The 13,900-nt window shown below is 70.8% G+C and carries 19 protein-coding genes; 2 read left to right on the top strand and 17 right to left on the bottom strand.

Features of this window, described 5'->3' with window-relative positions; all coding sequences use genetic code 11:
• Positions 1–174: 174 nt before the first annotated feature.
• Entirely contained in the window at positions 175–1,173 is a 999-nt protein-coding gene (locus ACFQSB_RS08195; protein ID WP_380825335.1) for a helix-turn-helix domain-containing protein, read from the bottom strand.
• Positions 1,174–1,408: 235 nt separating this feature from the next.
• Between ACFQSB_RS08195 and ACFQSB_RS08200 the strand changes: the two genes are divergently transcribed.
• Positions 1,409–1,846, top strand: a complete 438-nt coding sequence (locus ACFQSB_RS08200; protein WP_380825336.1) for a nitroreductase family deazaflavin-dependent oxidoreductase — start codon at positions 1,409–1,411, stop codon at positions 1,844–1,846.
• Between the two features lie 74 nt (positions 1,847–1,920).
• On the opposite strand, the gene ACFQSB_RS08205 is transcribed toward ACFQSB_RS08200, so the two are convergent.
• The 15 genes from ACFQSB_RS08205 to ACFQSB_RS08275 form a co-directional block, all read right to left on the bottom strand.
• Complete coding sequence (locus ACFQSB_RS08205; protein WP_380825338.1) at positions 1,921–2,280, bottom strand: hypothetical protein; 360 nt, start codon at positions 2,278–2,280, stop codon at positions 1,921–1,923.
• Entirely contained in the window at positions 2,280–2,660 is a 381-nt protein-coding gene (locus ACFQSB_RS08210) for an RRQRL motif-containing zinc-binding protein (protein ID WP_380825339.1), read from the bottom strand. The genes ACFQSB_RS08205 and ACFQSB_RS08210 overlap by 1 nt, the downstream gene beginning before the upstream one ends.
• Positions 2,657–3,091, bottom strand: a complete 435-nt coding sequence (locus tag ACFQSB_RS08215) for an SsgA family sporulation/cell division regulator (protein ID WP_380825341.1) — start codon at positions 3,089–3,091, stop codon at positions 2,657–2,659. Before ACFQSB_RS08215 ends, ACFQSB_RS08210 begins: the two co-directional genes overlap by 4 nt.
• Positions 3,088–3,579: a hypothetical protein gene (locus ACFQSB_RS08220; RefSeq protein ID WP_380825342.1), complete on the bottom strand. Its 492-nt coding sequence runs from the start codon at positions 3,577–3,579 to the stop codon at positions 3,088–3,090. Before ACFQSB_RS08220 ends, ACFQSB_RS08215 begins: the two co-directional genes overlap by 4 nt.
• Before the next feature lie 127 nt (positions 3,580–3,706).
• The gene (locus tag ACFQSB_RS08225; RefSeq protein WP_380825343.1) at positions 3,707–4,261 is read right to left on the bottom strand and encodes an HNH endonuclease; all 555 of its coding nucleotides are present in this window, start codon (positions 4,259–4,261) and stop codon (positions 3,707–3,709) included.
• A complete protein-coding gene (locus ACFQSB_RS08230) occupies positions 4,258–4,530 on the bottom strand; it encodes a hypothetical protein (protein ID WP_380825345.1) in 273 nt (90 codons plus the stop codon). Before ACFQSB_RS08230 ends, ACFQSB_RS08225 begins: the two co-directional genes overlap by 4 nt.
• Positions 4,531–4,636: 106 nt before the next feature.
• Positions 4,637–5,194, bottom strand: a complete 558-nt coding sequence (locus tag ACFQSB_RS08235; RefSeq protein ID WP_380825347.1) for a hypothetical protein — start codon at positions 5,192–5,194, stop codon at positions 4,637–4,639.
• 144 nt (positions 5,195–5,338) lie between these two features.
• Entirely contained in the window at positions 5,339–7,501 is a 2,163-nt protein-coding gene (locus ACFQSB_RS08240; RefSeq protein WP_380825348.1) for a hypothetical protein, read from the bottom strand.
• Between the two features lie 92 nt (positions 7,502–7,593).
• Positions 7,594–8,595 carry a hypothetical protein gene (locus ACFQSB_RS08245; protein WP_380825350.1) on the bottom strand — a complete coding sequence of 334 codons (1,002 nt, stop codon included), beginning with the start codon at positions 8,593–8,595 and terminating at the stop codon, positions 7,594–7,596.
• A gap of 10 nt (positions 8,596–8,605) precedes the next feature.
• Complete coding sequence (locus ACFQSB_RS08250; RefSeq protein ID WP_380825351.1) at positions 8,606–8,869, bottom strand: hypothetical protein; 264 nt, start codon at positions 8,867–8,869, stop codon at positions 8,606–8,608.
• Positions 8,866–9,048 (bottom strand): hypothetical protein, encoded by a 183-nt coding sequence (locus ACFQSB_RS08255; RefSeq protein WP_380825353.1) that lies wholly within the window; start codon positions 9,046–9,048, stop codon positions 8,866–8,868. The genes ACFQSB_RS08250 and ACFQSB_RS08255 overlap by 4 nt, the downstream gene beginning before the upstream one ends.
• Positions 9,045–9,692, bottom strand: coding sequence for an ATP-binding protein (locus ACFQSB_RS08260; protein WP_380825355.1), 648 nt, complete (start codon positions 9,690–9,692; stop codon positions 9,045–9,047). Before ACFQSB_RS08260 ends, ACFQSB_RS08255 begins: the two co-directional genes overlap by 4 nt.
• On the bottom strand, positions 9,689–10,087 hold the full coding sequence (locus tag ACFQSB_RS08265) for an SsgA family sporulation/cell division regulator (protein WP_380825356.1): 399 nt from the start codon (positions 10,085–10,087) through the stop codon (positions 9,689–9,691). Before ACFQSB_RS08265 ends, ACFQSB_RS08260 begins: the two co-directional genes overlap by 4 nt.
• A complete protein-coding gene (locus ACFQSB_RS08270; protein WP_380825358.1) occupies positions 10,084–11,505 on the bottom strand; it encodes a hypothetical protein in 1,422 nt (473 codons plus the stop codon). Before ACFQSB_RS08270 ends, ACFQSB_RS08265 begins: the two co-directional genes overlap by 4 nt.
• On the bottom strand, positions 11,505–11,900 hold the full coding sequence (locus ACFQSB_RS08275; RefSeq protein WP_380825359.1) for a WhiB family transcriptional regulator: 396 nt from the start codon (positions 11,898–11,900) through the stop codon (positions 11,505–11,507). Before ACFQSB_RS08275 ends, ACFQSB_RS08270 begins: the two co-directional genes overlap by 1 nt.
• A gap of 290 nt (positions 11,901–12,190) precedes the next feature.
• On the opposite strand from ACFQSB_RS08275, the gene ACFQSB_RS08280 reads away from it, so the two are divergent.
• On the top strand, positions 12,191–12,565 hold the full coding sequence (locus ACFQSB_RS08280) for a GntR family transcriptional regulator (RefSeq protein ID WP_380825361.1): 375 nt from the start codon (positions 12,191–12,193) through the stop codon (positions 12,563–12,565).
• Positions 12,566–12,771: 206 nt separating this feature from the next.
• Here ACFQSB_RS08280 and ACFQSB_RS08285 read toward each other — a convergent pair whose 3' ends face one another.
• The gene (locus tag ACFQSB_RS08285; protein WP_380825362.1) at positions 12,772–13,869 is read right to left on the bottom strand and encodes a hypothetical protein; all 1,098 of its coding nucleotides are present in this window, start codon (positions 13,867–13,869) and stop codon (positions 12,772–12,774) included.
• Positions 13,870–13,900 lie beyond the last annotated feature (31 nt).

Raw genomic sequence — 13,900 nt, forward strand, 5'->3', positions numbered from 1 at the left:
GGAGGCCGGTTACTGGCCGGGCTCGGACCAGGTGCCGGCACGGCGCTCTGGCGGTCGGACCTCGGCGTAGATGCGGACGTTGCGGCTGGCGCCGCGGCAGGGGTCCGTCGAAGGCCGTGCCGATGATCTCGGCGGCTTCGGCGACCTCCTCGGGGAGGCCGCTGATGCGGAACTTCATGCGCTCTCTAGGTGGGTGATGCCGCGGCGGCACAGGGCGCAGCCGCCGGGGCGAGGGTCGCCGTGCGGGCAGGCGGGCGTGACAGCCTCGGCGACGCTGCGGTCGGCCGGGCTGATGCGCGGCGGCGGGAGGCGGACAGGGTCGGGCAGGTCGTTGAGCCGGACATGCAGCACGGCGTACGGGTTGCGGACGCCAACGGTGTTGGCACCGACGTGCTCGGCCAGCGCGGCCGGGCTCCAGCCGTCGGCCAGCGCAGCGGCGATGGCGGGAGTGAGCCGGTCGACCTGGCGGGCCGACAGCGGCCAGTCGGGGCCGAGTTCGGCGAGGAACACCTCGATCGGGTTGGCGCAGGTCTCCTGCGGGCTGCCCGGCTGTGGATCTCTCGTGTCGACCTCGCCACCGCCGCCGCCTTCGGGCCAGCACAGCGGCCGGGAACTGGATCCAACGGACCGGGCAGGCGTCCGGGCGGCGGCGCTTCGTCCTCGCTTGGCCGTCGGTCGCCCGCGCGGGGGCGGTGGTGGTTCCTGGTGGTTCTTTGGTGGATTGGGTGACAGGCGTGTCACCCCTCCCCTGTCACCGGTGTCACCCCTCGCGGCCACCGGTGTCACCCCGGACACCTCGTCAGGGGTGACAGGTTGTCCGGGGGCAGCAGGGTTATCCACAGTTTCCACAGACTCGTACACAGGTTCGAATACGATCTCCACAGGTGCTGGCGGGGCAGGCGCGGGCGGGCGCATGACGATGGCGTAGCCGTTGGTGCCGTGCGGGCCGGCGCCGCGACGGACCTTCAGGTGCCCGGCGGCCTCCAGCTCGCCGAGGATGCGCCGGACACTGCGCGGGCTGATGTTGGCCTTGCGGGCCACGGTCGCGACCGAAGGCCAGCACCCGGTCCCGTCGTCACGCGAACAGGCGTCGGCGAGGGCGAGCAGCACCAGCCGCTGATTGCCGGAGGTGGGCGAGTACTGCCACACCCAGTTCATGACCGCGATACTCACGAGAGGCTGCGACCTTCCAACGATGTTGAACGGATTGCGTGGAGGAAAGCGGCGACCTCTATGGCGGCACGCGAGGGAAAGCGCCATGAAGGGCGGGCACGTCAGGTGCGCCTCTGTTGACCGTCCCTTGACTTCCGTCCCGGGATCTCGGAGTTCCGAATCTGACCACGATGATCACATCGCGGCTAACGTGGGATGGAGCAAACGTGATCATGTACTGGGAGGACCGTTGACAATGCCGACGCCCGACGAAGTCGTGGACAGCCCTACGGGCTGGGTCGCCGAACACATCAAGCGCTATGTCGAATCCGACGGTCAGGACGGCCACAAGTACCACGGATATGACTCGCTGCTGCTCACCACCCGCGGCAGGAAATCCGGGAAGCTGCGCCGTACCGCATTGATCTACGGGCGTGACGGCGACACCTTCGTGCTCGTCGGGTCGAATGGCGGTGCCGACCACCACCCCGCCTGGTACCTCAACCTGCTTGAGGACCCTGAGGTGTACGTGCAGGTCGGTACGGACAAGTTCACCGCCCACGCCCGAAACGCCACCGACGATGAGAGACCGCGCCTGTGGGACCTCATGGTGTCGGTTTTTCCGACGTACGCCAGCTACAAGAAGAAGACGAGCCGCACCATCCCCGTCGTCGTCCTGCAGCCTGAGAGATAGCCGATAGCAGGTCAGATGAACGAGCTCACAGCGGTACACCCGGCAACAGCCACGCAACCCGGTACGAACGCAGGTCACGGGGTCACCTCGAAGAGGGGGTCCATGCCGGCCACCTGACGGGCGAAGCGGGTGCGGGCGGCGTTGGCGATGTGGTGGGCGAGGTCGTAGGCCAGATGGCAGCGCTGGCACATCGCCATGAGGTTGGTCTCGTCGCAGTTCTCGGGCGTGTGGTCCAGGTGGGCGACAGTGAGCACGACGGTCGACCCGGTGACCGGGTGCGCCTCGCCATGGATGGCCGGGCAGGCCTGCTCCGGGTGGCGGCCGCACTCTCCTGCGCACTCACACAGGCCCCCGGCGCGGTCGAAGCGGATGCGGTCGCTGATCTGCCGCCAGTCGGCCGGGTAGCGGTGGCGTTGGTCGGGTCGGATGGGCATCAGGCGCTCACCTCCCAGCCGTGGCAGTCCAGGCAGGCGCCGTACCGGATGGGCAAGCAGTAAGGCTGTTCGATGCCGCAGTCCGGGCAGGTGCGCCGGGCGCGCAGGGCCTTGCCGATGGCCTCCAGTTGCGCCTCGGTGGGGGTGCGGCGCGGCTTGGCCAGGTCGAGCCGGTAGAGGTAAGCGACGCGGACGCCCTTGGCGGCCCGGCGGGAGCGCCACATGAGCTGCGCCTGTACGCCCTGGCCTCCAGGGCGCAGACCGGCGGCGCGGAGCTGCCGGTAGGTGGCCAGGCCGTCAGGCGCCATCCGCCAGGGGTAGGTCGGGGTGCCATAGCGCTTGCCATCAGGGTCCCAGAACGGGACGCGGGCCCGGCTCACGAGGTCACCTCGCCGGGGTTGCCGAGCAGGCGGTCGATGGCCTCGTCGATGTCGAGCCGGCCGGACTCGGCCCCGATGGGGACCAGGGCGTAGGTGTCGCGGAGGAAGCGCCACAGCGGCGCCGACGGCGTCCACAGGGGGAAGGAGTCACCGTCAGAGACCAGCGTGAGGGTGACGCCGAGTTCCATGTCAGCGTCGCGCAGAGCGGGCTCGATGCGGACGTCTCCTACGCCGGCATGGGTGATGAGGCCACAGGCGAGCAGGTCACGGGAGAACTGCCACTCCACGGTCGTCCCGCCGCGCGCGGACAGAAAGGTCAGGCGAACGCAGTACGGGTCGGACCGGTGATAGGAGACCAGGGCCCGCAGGGGCGTCCCGCCGTGGTCCTCGCCGTACGGCCAGAGGGTGAGTCGGTAGGCGACGGTGTTCATGCCACTGCCCTCCGTCCGACCGGAGCAGCGTCATCGGCCGGTGCGCTGGTCGTGAGGTCGGTGCGGTGGCGGAGGCGGCGGGCGTGTTCGTACAGAGTCCGGGCCGTCTGGCCGCTGACATTCAGCCGTGCAGCGACCTCGGAGGGGCCGTGTCCCCAGGCGACGATCTGTGCTGCGGCGGCCTGGCGTTCGGCCTTGGTGAGCATGACGCGCTCGCCGCGGGCGGCGAGTTCAACCGCGATTTCGTCCACGATGCCGTCTTCTGGCAGGGTCCGCTGCGGGCGGCGCAGCGAGGCGAGGACGACGGCCAGGGCGCGCAGCTCGATGACGCCCAGCGGGGTCAGCAGGCGCTCGACGGCGGCGGGCTGGTGATCGTGTACGTGCCGGGTGAGCGCCTCGGCGACCGGTCGCATCGCTTCCACTAGCGCGTCACGATCGAGCGGGCTCGCGCCGGACGGCGCGCCCACAGCGTGTGGGTGAACCGTCATGCTCGCACCCCCTCGATCGCGGCCTGGTGGACTTGGTCGGTGGCCCATCGCACGGCGGCACCGCGGCGCTTTGAGCCGTCAGCGGTGTGGGCAGGGCAGCGGTAGCCGTGGCCGGCGGCCCGTCGCATCACGAGGCCACCCCCGTTCCGGGGATGCGACGCAGGCCGCCGTCAGCCGTGAGCAGGACCCAGCCGTCGGCGTGTGTGACGACGGGGACCTGCTCGGCGACGTCGCGAGTGCCGATGAGCAGGCCGGCGGCGAAGGCCTCGGCGCGGTGGGCACGGAGCCAGGCCCGGCAGCCGGTACCGCCGGTGCCGCAGACGATGACGAGGTTGGGCGGGGTCGGGGTCAGTCGCCGGTTGCGCCGGTGCAGGACGTAGGGCAGGCCCGCCGCTCGCGGGCCGGTGCTGTTGCCGGTGACGTCGCGCCCGCACACCACGCATCGGTGCCGGTCGCGGACGAGCACGCGGCGTCGCGTCTCGCGGTCGATGCGCGGGGGCGGGGTCTGGGTGGGGACGATGGGCGGGACGTCGGGGCGGGTTGTCAGGTGCCAGCCGCCGGCGGGGTGGCAGCGGTAGATCCGTGCGGTGCGGCCGGTGCCGGCCTGGAGCTTGGCGCGGGCGACCTGGGCGGCCTGCTCGTCGGGGTGGCTGCGCTTGCCGCAGCAGCGTGGCCGGCTCATCGGTGCATCCGCAGGTTGGGCCGGGGACGCGCGCCGGCCGGGTGCATGAGCCGGTCGGCCTGCAGTCCGGCGAGCACGGCCAAAACGACGAGGACCAGGCCGGCGCCGAGCCGTCCGGGCAGGCCGAGGACGTCGGTGATGAGCACCGTGAGGGCGATGACCGTGACCACGGGCAGGCAGATGCGGGTCACGGCCGGGCGGGGCCGGCCGTACGGTTGCCGAGCCTGCTCGGCCGAGATGGCGTGGGTCTTTCGTGGCATGCTGAACACGACCGCTCTCCTTTCGAGAGGGCTGGTTGGGAGGCCCGGCGCGCTGTGCTTGCCGGCTTTGGGCGCCGGGCCTCGGCTTGTTGAGTTGTGGGCTGTCGGGCGGCTGTCAGAGCCGGGCGGGTTGCCGTGTCGGCGCGGAAGTGCGTGCGCCGGTGACCCAGCGGCCTTCGTGCGGGAGCGTCCGGCCACGGGCGATGAGGGCGTAGGCGGCGGCGTAGGTCTCGCCCAGCTCGCCGGGAACCGCGATCAGGCGGGCGGCGGCGTAGCGCAGCCGGTCCGGGATCGGTTCGAGGATCTCCAGCGCGGTGCGGCAGTCGGCGATGACGGCGCGGGCCCGTGCGGCTACGTCCTCGTCCTCGCTCGTGAGCCATGAGCGGGCCTGGCGGATGGCGGCACGGATCGTCCGGGCGATGTCGTCCACGCGCCGGGCGCGGTGGCCGATCTCGATCTCCAAGTCATGGACGGCGGTGATCAGTTCCTGGTCGGCGTCCCAGCGCGGGCAGTCTCGCATCGGGCGCTGGCCGAGGGCGATGGCGGCGGCGATGATGCCGCGGTAGGTGGTGAGATCCAGGCCGGTGGCGACGCAGCGGCCGGCCATCGAGGCGGCGACGCGCGCGAGGTCTCCGGTGTCGGCGAGGGCCTGGGCGGTGGCGGTGTAGCTCATGTCATCCCTCCTTCACGGTCTTGGTTACTGTCACGGGGAGTGATCGGGGGGCGTCCGGTGAGGAAATGTCCCAATGTCCCAGTGAGGGCTCTATACGGACCCGGATCCGGGGGCGCTGGGACATTTCCTGGGACATTCCTGCGGTCACGCTGCGTTGCCCTCCCGCTCGTCGGGCTGGTCGGTCGGCTCGGGGGTGAGGTGCCAGCGGGAGCCGCGGCCCCGACCGCGCAGCACGGCCACGCCCTCCAAGCGGAGCCGGTCCAGGAAGCGCCAGGCGCCCATCCGGCTCACGCCCATCTCCTCCAGCGCGGTCTCCACCTGGCGGACGGTGGTGCCGTCGCCGGCGAGCAGCTGGAGCAGGCGGTCGCGGACGTCGTCGGGGATCTCAGTCTGCTCGGCGGCCTGCGCCCGGCGGATCTCGGCGGCCTCGGCCAGCCGGGCGGCCGTCTCGGCGTCCGGCTGCGGGAGGTCGGGCAGCGCTTCGAGGTAGCGGCGAGTCTGCTCGCGGCTCGCCGCGGCGGCGTGCATGCGGGTGGCGATCGGGTCGGCGGTGTTCGGCACGGCGTCGGCCTCCGGCTGGTAGAGGGATGAGGGAGCGGAACGGGTCTGGGCGTTGCGGCCTTCGGCCGGGGTGTCGGCCTTGAGCCGCTGGTAGGCCTCGCCGAGGTGAGCGACCAGCGAGGGCTCCAGCGGGGAGGGCCGGCGGTCGGCGGCGAGCTTGTCCAGGTCGGGCAGGTGCTTGAGGAAGAAGGTGCGGCCGACGCTGTGGGTACCGTCCAGGGTGGCGATCAGCGCGACGCCGGGGTGTCCCTCGCCGTAGCGGGTCATGTCGGGCAGCTCAAGGCCGAGGTCTCCGGCGGCGTGCGCCATCTCGGTCCGGCGGTTGATCTTGAGCAGCACGATGTTGTTGATCTGGGTGCGGATGTCGGTGTCGCCGATCTGGGAGATGGTGCCGCGCTGGCCGACGAGGGTGACGCCGACGCCCTCGGAGCGGCCTTTGCTGGTGATGTAGGCCAGCGCCTGGCGGGTGGCCAGGCCGATGTTGTCGTTCGGGCCGAGCAAGGCCGACATCTCGTCGACGACGATCTCGATCAGCGGGTGACCCGGGCGCGGGATGAACGTGGCCTCGTCGCCGGCGTTGGCAGCGCGGAAATCGATGGCCTTGCAAGCCTGCTCCAGCATGCGCAGCGCCTTGACCCGGTCGCCGGGTCCGCACGCGGCCAGGTCGAAGGCCTTGCGCCAGCGGCGCATCTCCTTGGCCTTGGAGACGTCGATGCCCCAGACGGCGACGTTGTCGGCGGCGGTGAGGCGTTCGAGCTTGTTGTTGAGCAGCACGCTCTTGCCGCCGCCGGTGACGGCGACGATCAGGGTGTGCTTGGCGCCGTCCTCGTCCCAGACGACGATCTCCAGCGGGCGGCCGGTCTCGGGGTCGATGCCGATAATGAGTGGCTCGCGAGCGTCGGCGACCTCGGGCAGGACGATCTCGGAGTCGGCGTCCAACATCGGATGCGGGGTGGGGTCGGCCCACGGGTCGCGGTGGCGGACGCTGATGCGGACGCGTCCGGCGATCTTGTCAGCGCTGACCTTCACGCGAGTGGCCGGGATGCCGTAGTGCTCGGCCATCCGTTCGGCCAGGTCGGAGGAGGCGATCGAGGAGGCGCGGCGGCCGGTGCCGGTGACGTCGACCAGCAGCCGCTCCCCCAGCCGGGTCGGCTCGTTGGACAGCAGGTGCGAGCCACCCAATCCTAGCCGGGCGGCCAGCCGATGCCATTCGGACTTCTGCCGCCGCCAGGAGATGGCCTTACGGGTGCCGTGGTCCAGCCGGTAGATGCCGTACGCCGTGGCGTAGAGCGTGCAGTAGGCCCAGGTGAGCGCGGCGTGCGGGCCGAAGGCGGGGCCCAGTTCGGCGGAGACGGCCAGCCAGGTGCCGGCGGCGCCGATCGCGGCGGCGGCCTTGGTTGCGCGGGTCTCGTCCCTGCGCACGGTGACGGCGTAGGTGGCGAGCGCGGTGCCGAGGGTGACGGGGATGATGCCGAGGGCGGGCAGCTCGGCCAGGTGCGCCAGTCCGCCAGCGCCGTACAGACCGACGCCGATCGGGAGGGGGACACGCTCGGCCGGCTTGGCCTTCACCCAGCGGACCGCGCGGCCGAGCCCGGTACCGGCCCCGGCCCCGGCGCTCCGACGGTGCCGGGGGTGCTCCTGGGCGTGGGCTCTGTGCGGCGGGCTGGGGCAGCGGTCGGCGGTCATGCGGGCGGCGACGGCGTGCCGAAGCGGCTGCTTGGGCGGACGGGCGGGCCGGCGGGCCATCCTTCCTCTCCTCCTCGGGCGGCTGGCGGGTGCTGCTTCCGGGCCCCGGCCACCGTGCGGGGCCCGGAAGCGTCCGTGCGTCGGACGGGTGGCTAGACGGCCTGCCCGGAGAAGAACCGGCCCTGGTACGGCATGACCACGCCGCGCGCCACGGCCTCCATGACCTCCTGGTAGATGGTCAGGAACTGCTTGTGCGCCTCGGCCATCCGCTGCGCCAGCTCGCTGGCGTGCGTGGAGTACTCGGCCAGTCCCTGCACCGAGGACGGGTCCAGGCCGACCGCGTTGACGCAGGTCTCGTGCAGCGCGGCGAGCGCGTCGGCGTAGCCGCAGACTCCGGCGACCTCGCCGGCCATCAGGTGCAGCAGCGCGGAGTCGTCCTCGGGTACGTGGTTGGCGATGCGGCCGATGGTCTGTGCCCAGTCGGATGGGGCCACCGCACCGTCCCCGCTGGGCGCCGTCTGACCGGCGGTCGTGTGCCTGAAGGTGGTGCTGTTGGGAACCATGCGCGCTTCTCCTTGGCTGGATGGGATGGGACGGTCGGCCGGCTGCGGTTCGGGCGCGGCCGTGGTGTGGTCAGAGCGGGGGCGCTCGTCGGAGGGCTCGCCGGGGCGGGCCTCGTCATCGGGCTTCGGGCCGGGGTCGGCCGGGCGCGGGTCAGGGCGCTGCTCCGCCGGGCGCGGTTCCGTTCGCGGTTCGCCGGCCCTGGACTCCGGCTTCGGCTGTGGCTCTCCGTCCGGCCGCGGCTCCGGCCGGGGGTCGTCGGCATTGGACGGGCGGACGCGCCGGAACAGCGGGATGACCTCGGCCTCCTGCGTCCGGGATTCCCACCGCCGCTTTGCTCGCGTGGCGGCGGCCTTCGCGGCCCGGCGGGACAGACGGGTGCCGGTGCGGACGGTCGCGCCCGCGGCCTTGCCGGTGAACTCGGCGGCGGCATCGCCCAACGTCGTGCCCTTGACCGGTGGCGCTCCCGAGGCGTTCCAGGCCTTGACGAGCCAGGATCGGCGCGGCAGTCGATGGACGTTGCGGCCGGGGCGGGTGCTGCGGCGGTTGGCGTGCCGGGCCACACCGGTGATGCCCGTGATGATGGCGGCCACGAATAAGAGCTCAAGCAGCATCGGGGCCCTCGCTCTCGGGCGGCGTCCGCCGCTCGGTAGCGTCCTCGGCCTCCTGCCGCAGCTCGGCCACGGCGGTGACGGTGGCGATCAGGGCGACGACGACCAAGTAGCTCACAACGCCCGCGAGGATCGGCAGGTGCACCCAGACGTGTACGGCGAGGATGACCAGTACGGCACCGGCCGTCTCCAGCAGCGTGGGGCGGATCTGCCAGGCGCGGCGCGCGACCTGGCCTTTGGTGATGGACGTGGTCACGAGAACCACCCGCCGATCATGTCGCTGACGCTCGCGAGCCAGCCGGCGGGGATGCGGCCGAGCGGCGTGGTCGCGGCCAGCAAGCCCCAGCCGCCGAGCAGCACCAGCTCATACCAGCGGGTCTGACGGGCCCACATCAGCGCGACGATCGCACCAGTGAGGATGGCCAGCAGAATCATCGGTCCTCTCCCTTCGAGTAGTGATCAGCGGGCCAGTCCAGCTCGCACCAGGTGAGCCGGCCCTGCTTGCCGTCGATGTCGAGCGGTTCGGCGCCGCAGCGAGCGAGCGCGGCGACGATGGCCAGGCCGCGCCCGCCTTCGACGCCACGGGACAGCGGCGGCCGCTCGGACGGCTCGCCGGCGTCGGCGACCTCGATACGCGCCCACGCGTGACCGCCGTAGGAGACGCGGACGGTGAACTTCCCGTCGTCCAGGCCGGACGCAGAGTGCCGCACGGCGTTGCTCGCCAGCTCCGAGGCGCACAGCACGGCCTCGTCACGGCGCGGGACCCCGGTCAGGCAGGTCTCCACGTACCGGCGCACCTCGGCTATCGCTTCCGGGCAGCCGGCGAACATCCGCTCGTACTGGCAGGTCGGCGTCATCGGCTCGGTGGCCTTGGGAAGGGTGGCCAGCAGTCGTGCGGGCCGAACCCCGGCCGGCGGAAGCTGCCCATGCTCGACGAGGACGTCGCGGACGTACCCGATCGGGTCGGATTCCCCCTGCTCGGCCGCGGCGACCGCCGCCCGAGCGTGCGCGAGCAGCTCGGCGTAGGCGGCGGTGAGCAGGACCAGGCGGTCGTGGTCGGAAAGGTTCGTACAGGTCATGACGTCACCTGCCGCAGCAACGCGATCTGGCGGTTCCAGTCGATCCACTCGCCCTCACGCCCGACCGGCACCAGCCGGCAGCACCGGGTCACGAACGAAGCGAGCTGGACCCGAAGGACGAACAACCGGCACTCACGGTCCTGGCCGGGGAGAAGCGTGATCTCGATCCAGCCGTCCGCCTCGGCCGGCGCCACTCGGACGTCTCCCTCGCCCGCGGGCTGCTCCAGCCCGTCGACGAGCAGCGCCCGCGCGAGGAACCACGGCTCAGGCAGTCCGGGGAAGACCAGGCGGACGGCGTACGGGTCGGTGACCTGGTACAGCGCGGTGACGGCGATGGGAGCCTCGGGCCTGTCGGCACTCCACAGCGTCAGCGTCGTACGCACCCGGGCGCTCATGCCGCGACCCCCTCGGCGTACGGGACTGCCTCCGTCGTCGCAGGCTCGGACCGCGCCGCTCCCGTACCGGCGTCAGCCTGACCGCGCGCCTCGCGTCCGGTATCCACCTGGACGAGTGCCTCCGAACGCTCACCCATGGCCGTGCGGTCGTAGGCCACGGCCTTACGCCCTGGGTCCGCACGGTCCGGCAGCGGCTCCGCACGGTCGCCCTGACCCTGCGGACGCCCCTCCGCACGGTGCGGACCACCGTGCGGTCCGGTCCCCACACGGCTTGGGCCACCGTGCGGGCCCACCTCAGAGGCAGAGGCACCACCGTGCGGGTCGGCGTCCGCACGGTCCAGGCCACCATGCGGACCCACCGCGTCAGCGTCCGCAGAGTCGCCAGCCGGCTCATCGAAAGCCGTCCCGTCCATCGACAGCAGTCCGCGGCGGGCTTCGGCCAGGACGCCCTCACACCACCGCTTGCGGTAACCGGTGCGCTGTTCGACGTCCCGCCAGGTGACCTCGTACTTCTCGCCTCGCTCGATCGCAGCCAGCATCTCCTCACGGAGCTCGGCGACCACGGCGGCCCGGTAGGCGGCCTGCTCGACCGGCGCGCTGGGCTTGTCCGCACGGTCCTCCTCGGAGAACCCGCTTACGCCATCGTCCGCGCGGTCCTTCACCGCAAGGTCCGGATCCGCACGAAGGCTCTCGGCCCGCACGGTCGCCGGGGAAGGGACGACCGTGCGGGCCAGCACCGCACGGTCCTGCTGCAAGCGTGCGGTCCCGGGCCTCGGCACATCCGCACGGTCCACGACCGTGCGGGCCGGCCGCGCATCGGACGACAGCCCGTGCAGCCGCTCGGCCGCCGCCCGGTAGGCCCGGCGTACAGCCTCGGTGATCCAGTGCCGCAGGTCCGTCACGGCCTCGGCGGCACAGAACACGATCGCCGGCGGGACGGAGTGCAGCAGGATCAGCGAGGGGTCCAGTGACGCCCAGGCCGACCAGGTGTTCATCGCGTAGGTACAGCCGAGGGCGACCCACTTGGTCCGGCGCACCCACGGGCCGGCCTTGATCTGGTGACGGGCGATGACCTGCTCGCCGAGCAGCACGCCCACCAGGACCAGGGACACCATCGGGTCCAGCAACCAGGCGGTGCACCACTCGATCGACCCGACCTCGGCGCCGCGCGCGGCGAACGCCTGGACGTTGGCCGCGGTGAAGGCCAGGCCGAGGACGAGCCCAGTCCAGATCAGCCGGTCGACGCGCGTTCTCATCCGCTCGATGCGGTAGGCGATCACGTCAGGGTTGGTGTCATAGGCCCGGACATCGGCGGCTGCCTTCGCCGCCAGGGCCAGCTTCTCGGCCTTGCTGCTCGGCCGATGCCGCGGTTCGGCGGGCGGCGGAGCCGAGGGCCACAGTGTCGTCGGCTCGGACATCAGGCGCTCACCGCCCTGCCGGCCCCGGCGGCCTCGCGCTGGGCGGCCCGCTGCCGCTGGCGGATGAGGTTCAGCCGCTGCCACGGCGCCGTACCGCCACGGATGCCATGAACCCAGGTCCGAGGAAGGACGATTTCCTCGCGAAGCGCCAGTTCCAGACACTCCGCCCGGACCGGACACGGCCCACAGAGGTCCAGCGCGACCGCCTCGTACGCAGCGCGCTTCTCAGCCAGCGCTTCGGGGCTGCCCCCGGTGAACTCAGGCGGCTCACGCGGAAACCACGCGTCGGGCTCGTCCGTACCAACGCAGAGGCCGTCCACGATGACCCGCCGGTGCAGATCCCTCGTGGTCTGAGCGCAAACGCTCGTGAGCAAGGGTGCGAAGATGTTGGGCATCGGGTCTCAAGTCCTTTCGTTGAGGTGGGACCCGTTCGCGGCCCTGGTGCTAGGCACACCGGGGCCGCACGTCGTTGAAGGGCTGTGGTTCAGCGACCGCGCTCTGGGCTGTAGCCGGACAAGGTGGCGTCCACCTCGCCGACCAGAGCCGGTGGATAAGCGTTGCCTCACCCCCTTCGGCCGAGTGAACTAGTTGACTCTGAATCAACTACTTCACTATGCGTCTGTGCGGGCAGCGCGTCAAGCGGTTAGGCGTGTAACTACGGATCCATGGCCACTACGCTGAGCCTGTGAGTCGCAATCCGGACGATCCGCGGCCTGAGTACGTACAGATTGCTGACGATCTGCGGGCCGCAATCACGTCAGGCCGCCTCAAGCCAGGGGAAAAGCTGCCTTCGCGCGCCAAACTCGCCGAGGAGTACGGCGTCGCCACTGGGACCCTCAACCAGGCGATCCAACAGCTCATCCGGGACGGCGTGCTCAGCGCGTGGCAGCGAGGGACATTCGTGCGCCAGGCTCCCGCCCAGGAAGCGACTGCCTCGCCCGAGTACACGGCGATCATGAGCGAGATCCGTGTTCTTCGTGACGATCTCGTCCGCATGGGCGATCGCTTGTCGCGGCTGGAGGGCTTGGTCGACGGGCCGGCGGAGGATTCGCCAGCCTGACGGCCAGCAGTTCCGTACGGTGTCGAAGGGCCTGCAGTTCCTTGGCCAGCTCGGATAATTCGGTTGCCACTCGTCGCACTTCGTCGGGGCTCACAGTGCCTCCTGATGACCTCCGTCATCTCAGAAGGTAGGAGCCTGAGCGATCGCGATGTATGACAGCTTGTCCTGCCGGAGTCTCACTCAGGCCAGGCTGTCATAAGGCCAGGTCAGAACTGTCCAAGAAACTCGCGGTGGCGCCAGGCAAGCGAGAGGACCGCCGCACCCGCAGCCTGCATCGGCTCCCTGGTGGTCAGGCGGTTCACCACGTCGCTCTCGAACGGAAACCCCCGCGCGTCATGAGCGAGGATCTTACCTTCAGGATTGACGTCGACGAGGTCTTCGAAGACCTCGTCGTACAGCTGCGCATCCATCACAGTGACCGCGAGCACATCGGTGGCGAAGGTGAGGGGGTCCACTCCCATTCCGAGCACGTATGCGCGCAGCAGCCCTTGCTCCTGGGCCTCCGTCAGGGTCCGGTAGAACGGCCATTGCTCGTAGTCGAACGCTTCGTCGTAGTGTTCCGTGGTCCCGAGGAACTCCTCGCTGTACTCCCGAACGACGCACCGCCAAAGGTCGAAATCACGCTGCCGCGCCGCCGGACTGTCGTCAATGGGCTGGAACACCCCTACGGGCATGACCTGGTAGAGGCCACCGCCATGAGCCACATGCGCAGGGTCGCGCCAGTGCAGCACGAAGGTCATGTCGCCCTGCTGAGCATCGCGGCGCAAAGTCAGCATGCTGATGGCCGGCAGCACCGGCCGCTGAGAAAGCAGCGTCGGATCACCGACCAACGCCCGGAAAGGCAGCTCGGCCAGCTTCGGCCGCTGCCCCCGCTGGACGAGCTCCGCCAGCTCGTGCGCGACGGCCTCTCCCACGTTGACACCGTCGAAGTAGGCGGCCGGCCCATAGCGCATCCGCCGTTCATCGAGCGCGATGTCGAGGAGCCGGTAACTGAAACGGTCCTCGAACAGCCGCGGAGAGTCGAATGCGGCCATGGCTGACGCGTAGGTGGAGTGACCGGCGCATATGGACTGCGCCTCTGCCTCGGCCCCATTCCAGACAGGCGGCTTGGCATCTGCGGACCACGTCAGACGCAGGTCGGCCAGATCGATCGGACGGGAGGGCAACCACTCCGAACGGCACAGCAACGGAGTGCCGGCGACGTGGTCCACCTCTGGATAGAGATCCTGTGCGACGGCCGCCAGGTCATAGCGATGCTCGTTGAGGTAGCGCCGCACAGAGCGCCACTGGTCTGTACGGGCCACATCACTCCCTAGCGTCGCGATTTGGTGCCAG

It is taken from the genome of Sphaerisporangium rhizosphaerae (genome assembly GCF_042665155.1).
Taxonomy (GTDB): Bacteria; Actinomycetota; Actinomycetes; order Streptosporangiales; family Streptosporangiaceae; genus Sphaerisporangium; species Sphaerisporangium rhizosphaerae.

Coding starts and splice junctions, on each gene's coding strand:
- ACFQSB_RS08200 (WP_380825336.1), top strand. CDS start 1,409: ATGCCGACGCCCGACGAAGTCGTGGACAGCCCTACGGGCTGGGTCGCC.
- ACFQSB_RS08205 (WP_380825338.1), bottom strand. CDS start 2,280: ATGCCCATCCGACCCGACCAACGCCACCGCTACCCGGCCGACTGGCGG.
- ACFQSB_RS08215 (WP_380825341.1), bottom strand. CDS start 3,091: ATGAACACCGTCGCCTACCGACTCACCCTCTGGCCGTACGGCGAGGAC.
- ACFQSB_RS08220 (WP_380825342.1), bottom strand. CDS start 3,579: ATGACGGTTCACCCACACGCTGTGGGCGCGCCGTCCGGCGCGAGCCCG.
- ACFQSB_RS08225 (WP_380825343.1), bottom strand. CDS start 4,261: ATGAGCCGGCCACGCTGCTGCGGCAAGCGCAGCCACCCCGACGAGCAG.
- ACFQSB_RS08235 (WP_380825347.1), bottom strand. CDS start 5,194: ATGAGCTACACCGCCACCGCCCAGGCCCTCGCCGACACCGGAGACCTC.
- ACFQSB_RS08240 (WP_380825348.1), bottom strand. CDS start 7,501: ATGGCCCGCCGGCCCGCCCGTCCGCCCAAGCAGCCGCTTCGGCACGCC.
- ACFQSB_RS08255 (WP_380825353.1), bottom strand. CDS start 9,048: ATGATTCTGCTGGCCATCCTCACTGGTGCGATCGTCGCGCTGATGTGG.
- ACFQSB_RS08260 (WP_380825355.1), bottom strand. CDS start 9,692: ATGACCTGTACGAACCTTTCCGACCACGACCGCCTGGTCCTGCTCACC.
- ACFQSB_RS08265 (WP_380825356.1), bottom strand. CDS start 10,087: ATGAGCGCCCGGGTGCGTACGACGCTGACGCTGTGGAGTGCCGACAGG.
- ACFQSB_RS08270 (WP_380825358.1), bottom strand. CDS start 11,505: ATGTCCGAGCCGACGACACTGTGGCCCTCGGCTCCGCCGCCCGCCGAA.
- ACFQSB_RS08275 (WP_380825359.1), bottom strand. CDS start 11,900: ATGCCCAACATCTTCGCACCCTTGCTCACGAGCGTTTGCGCTCAGACC.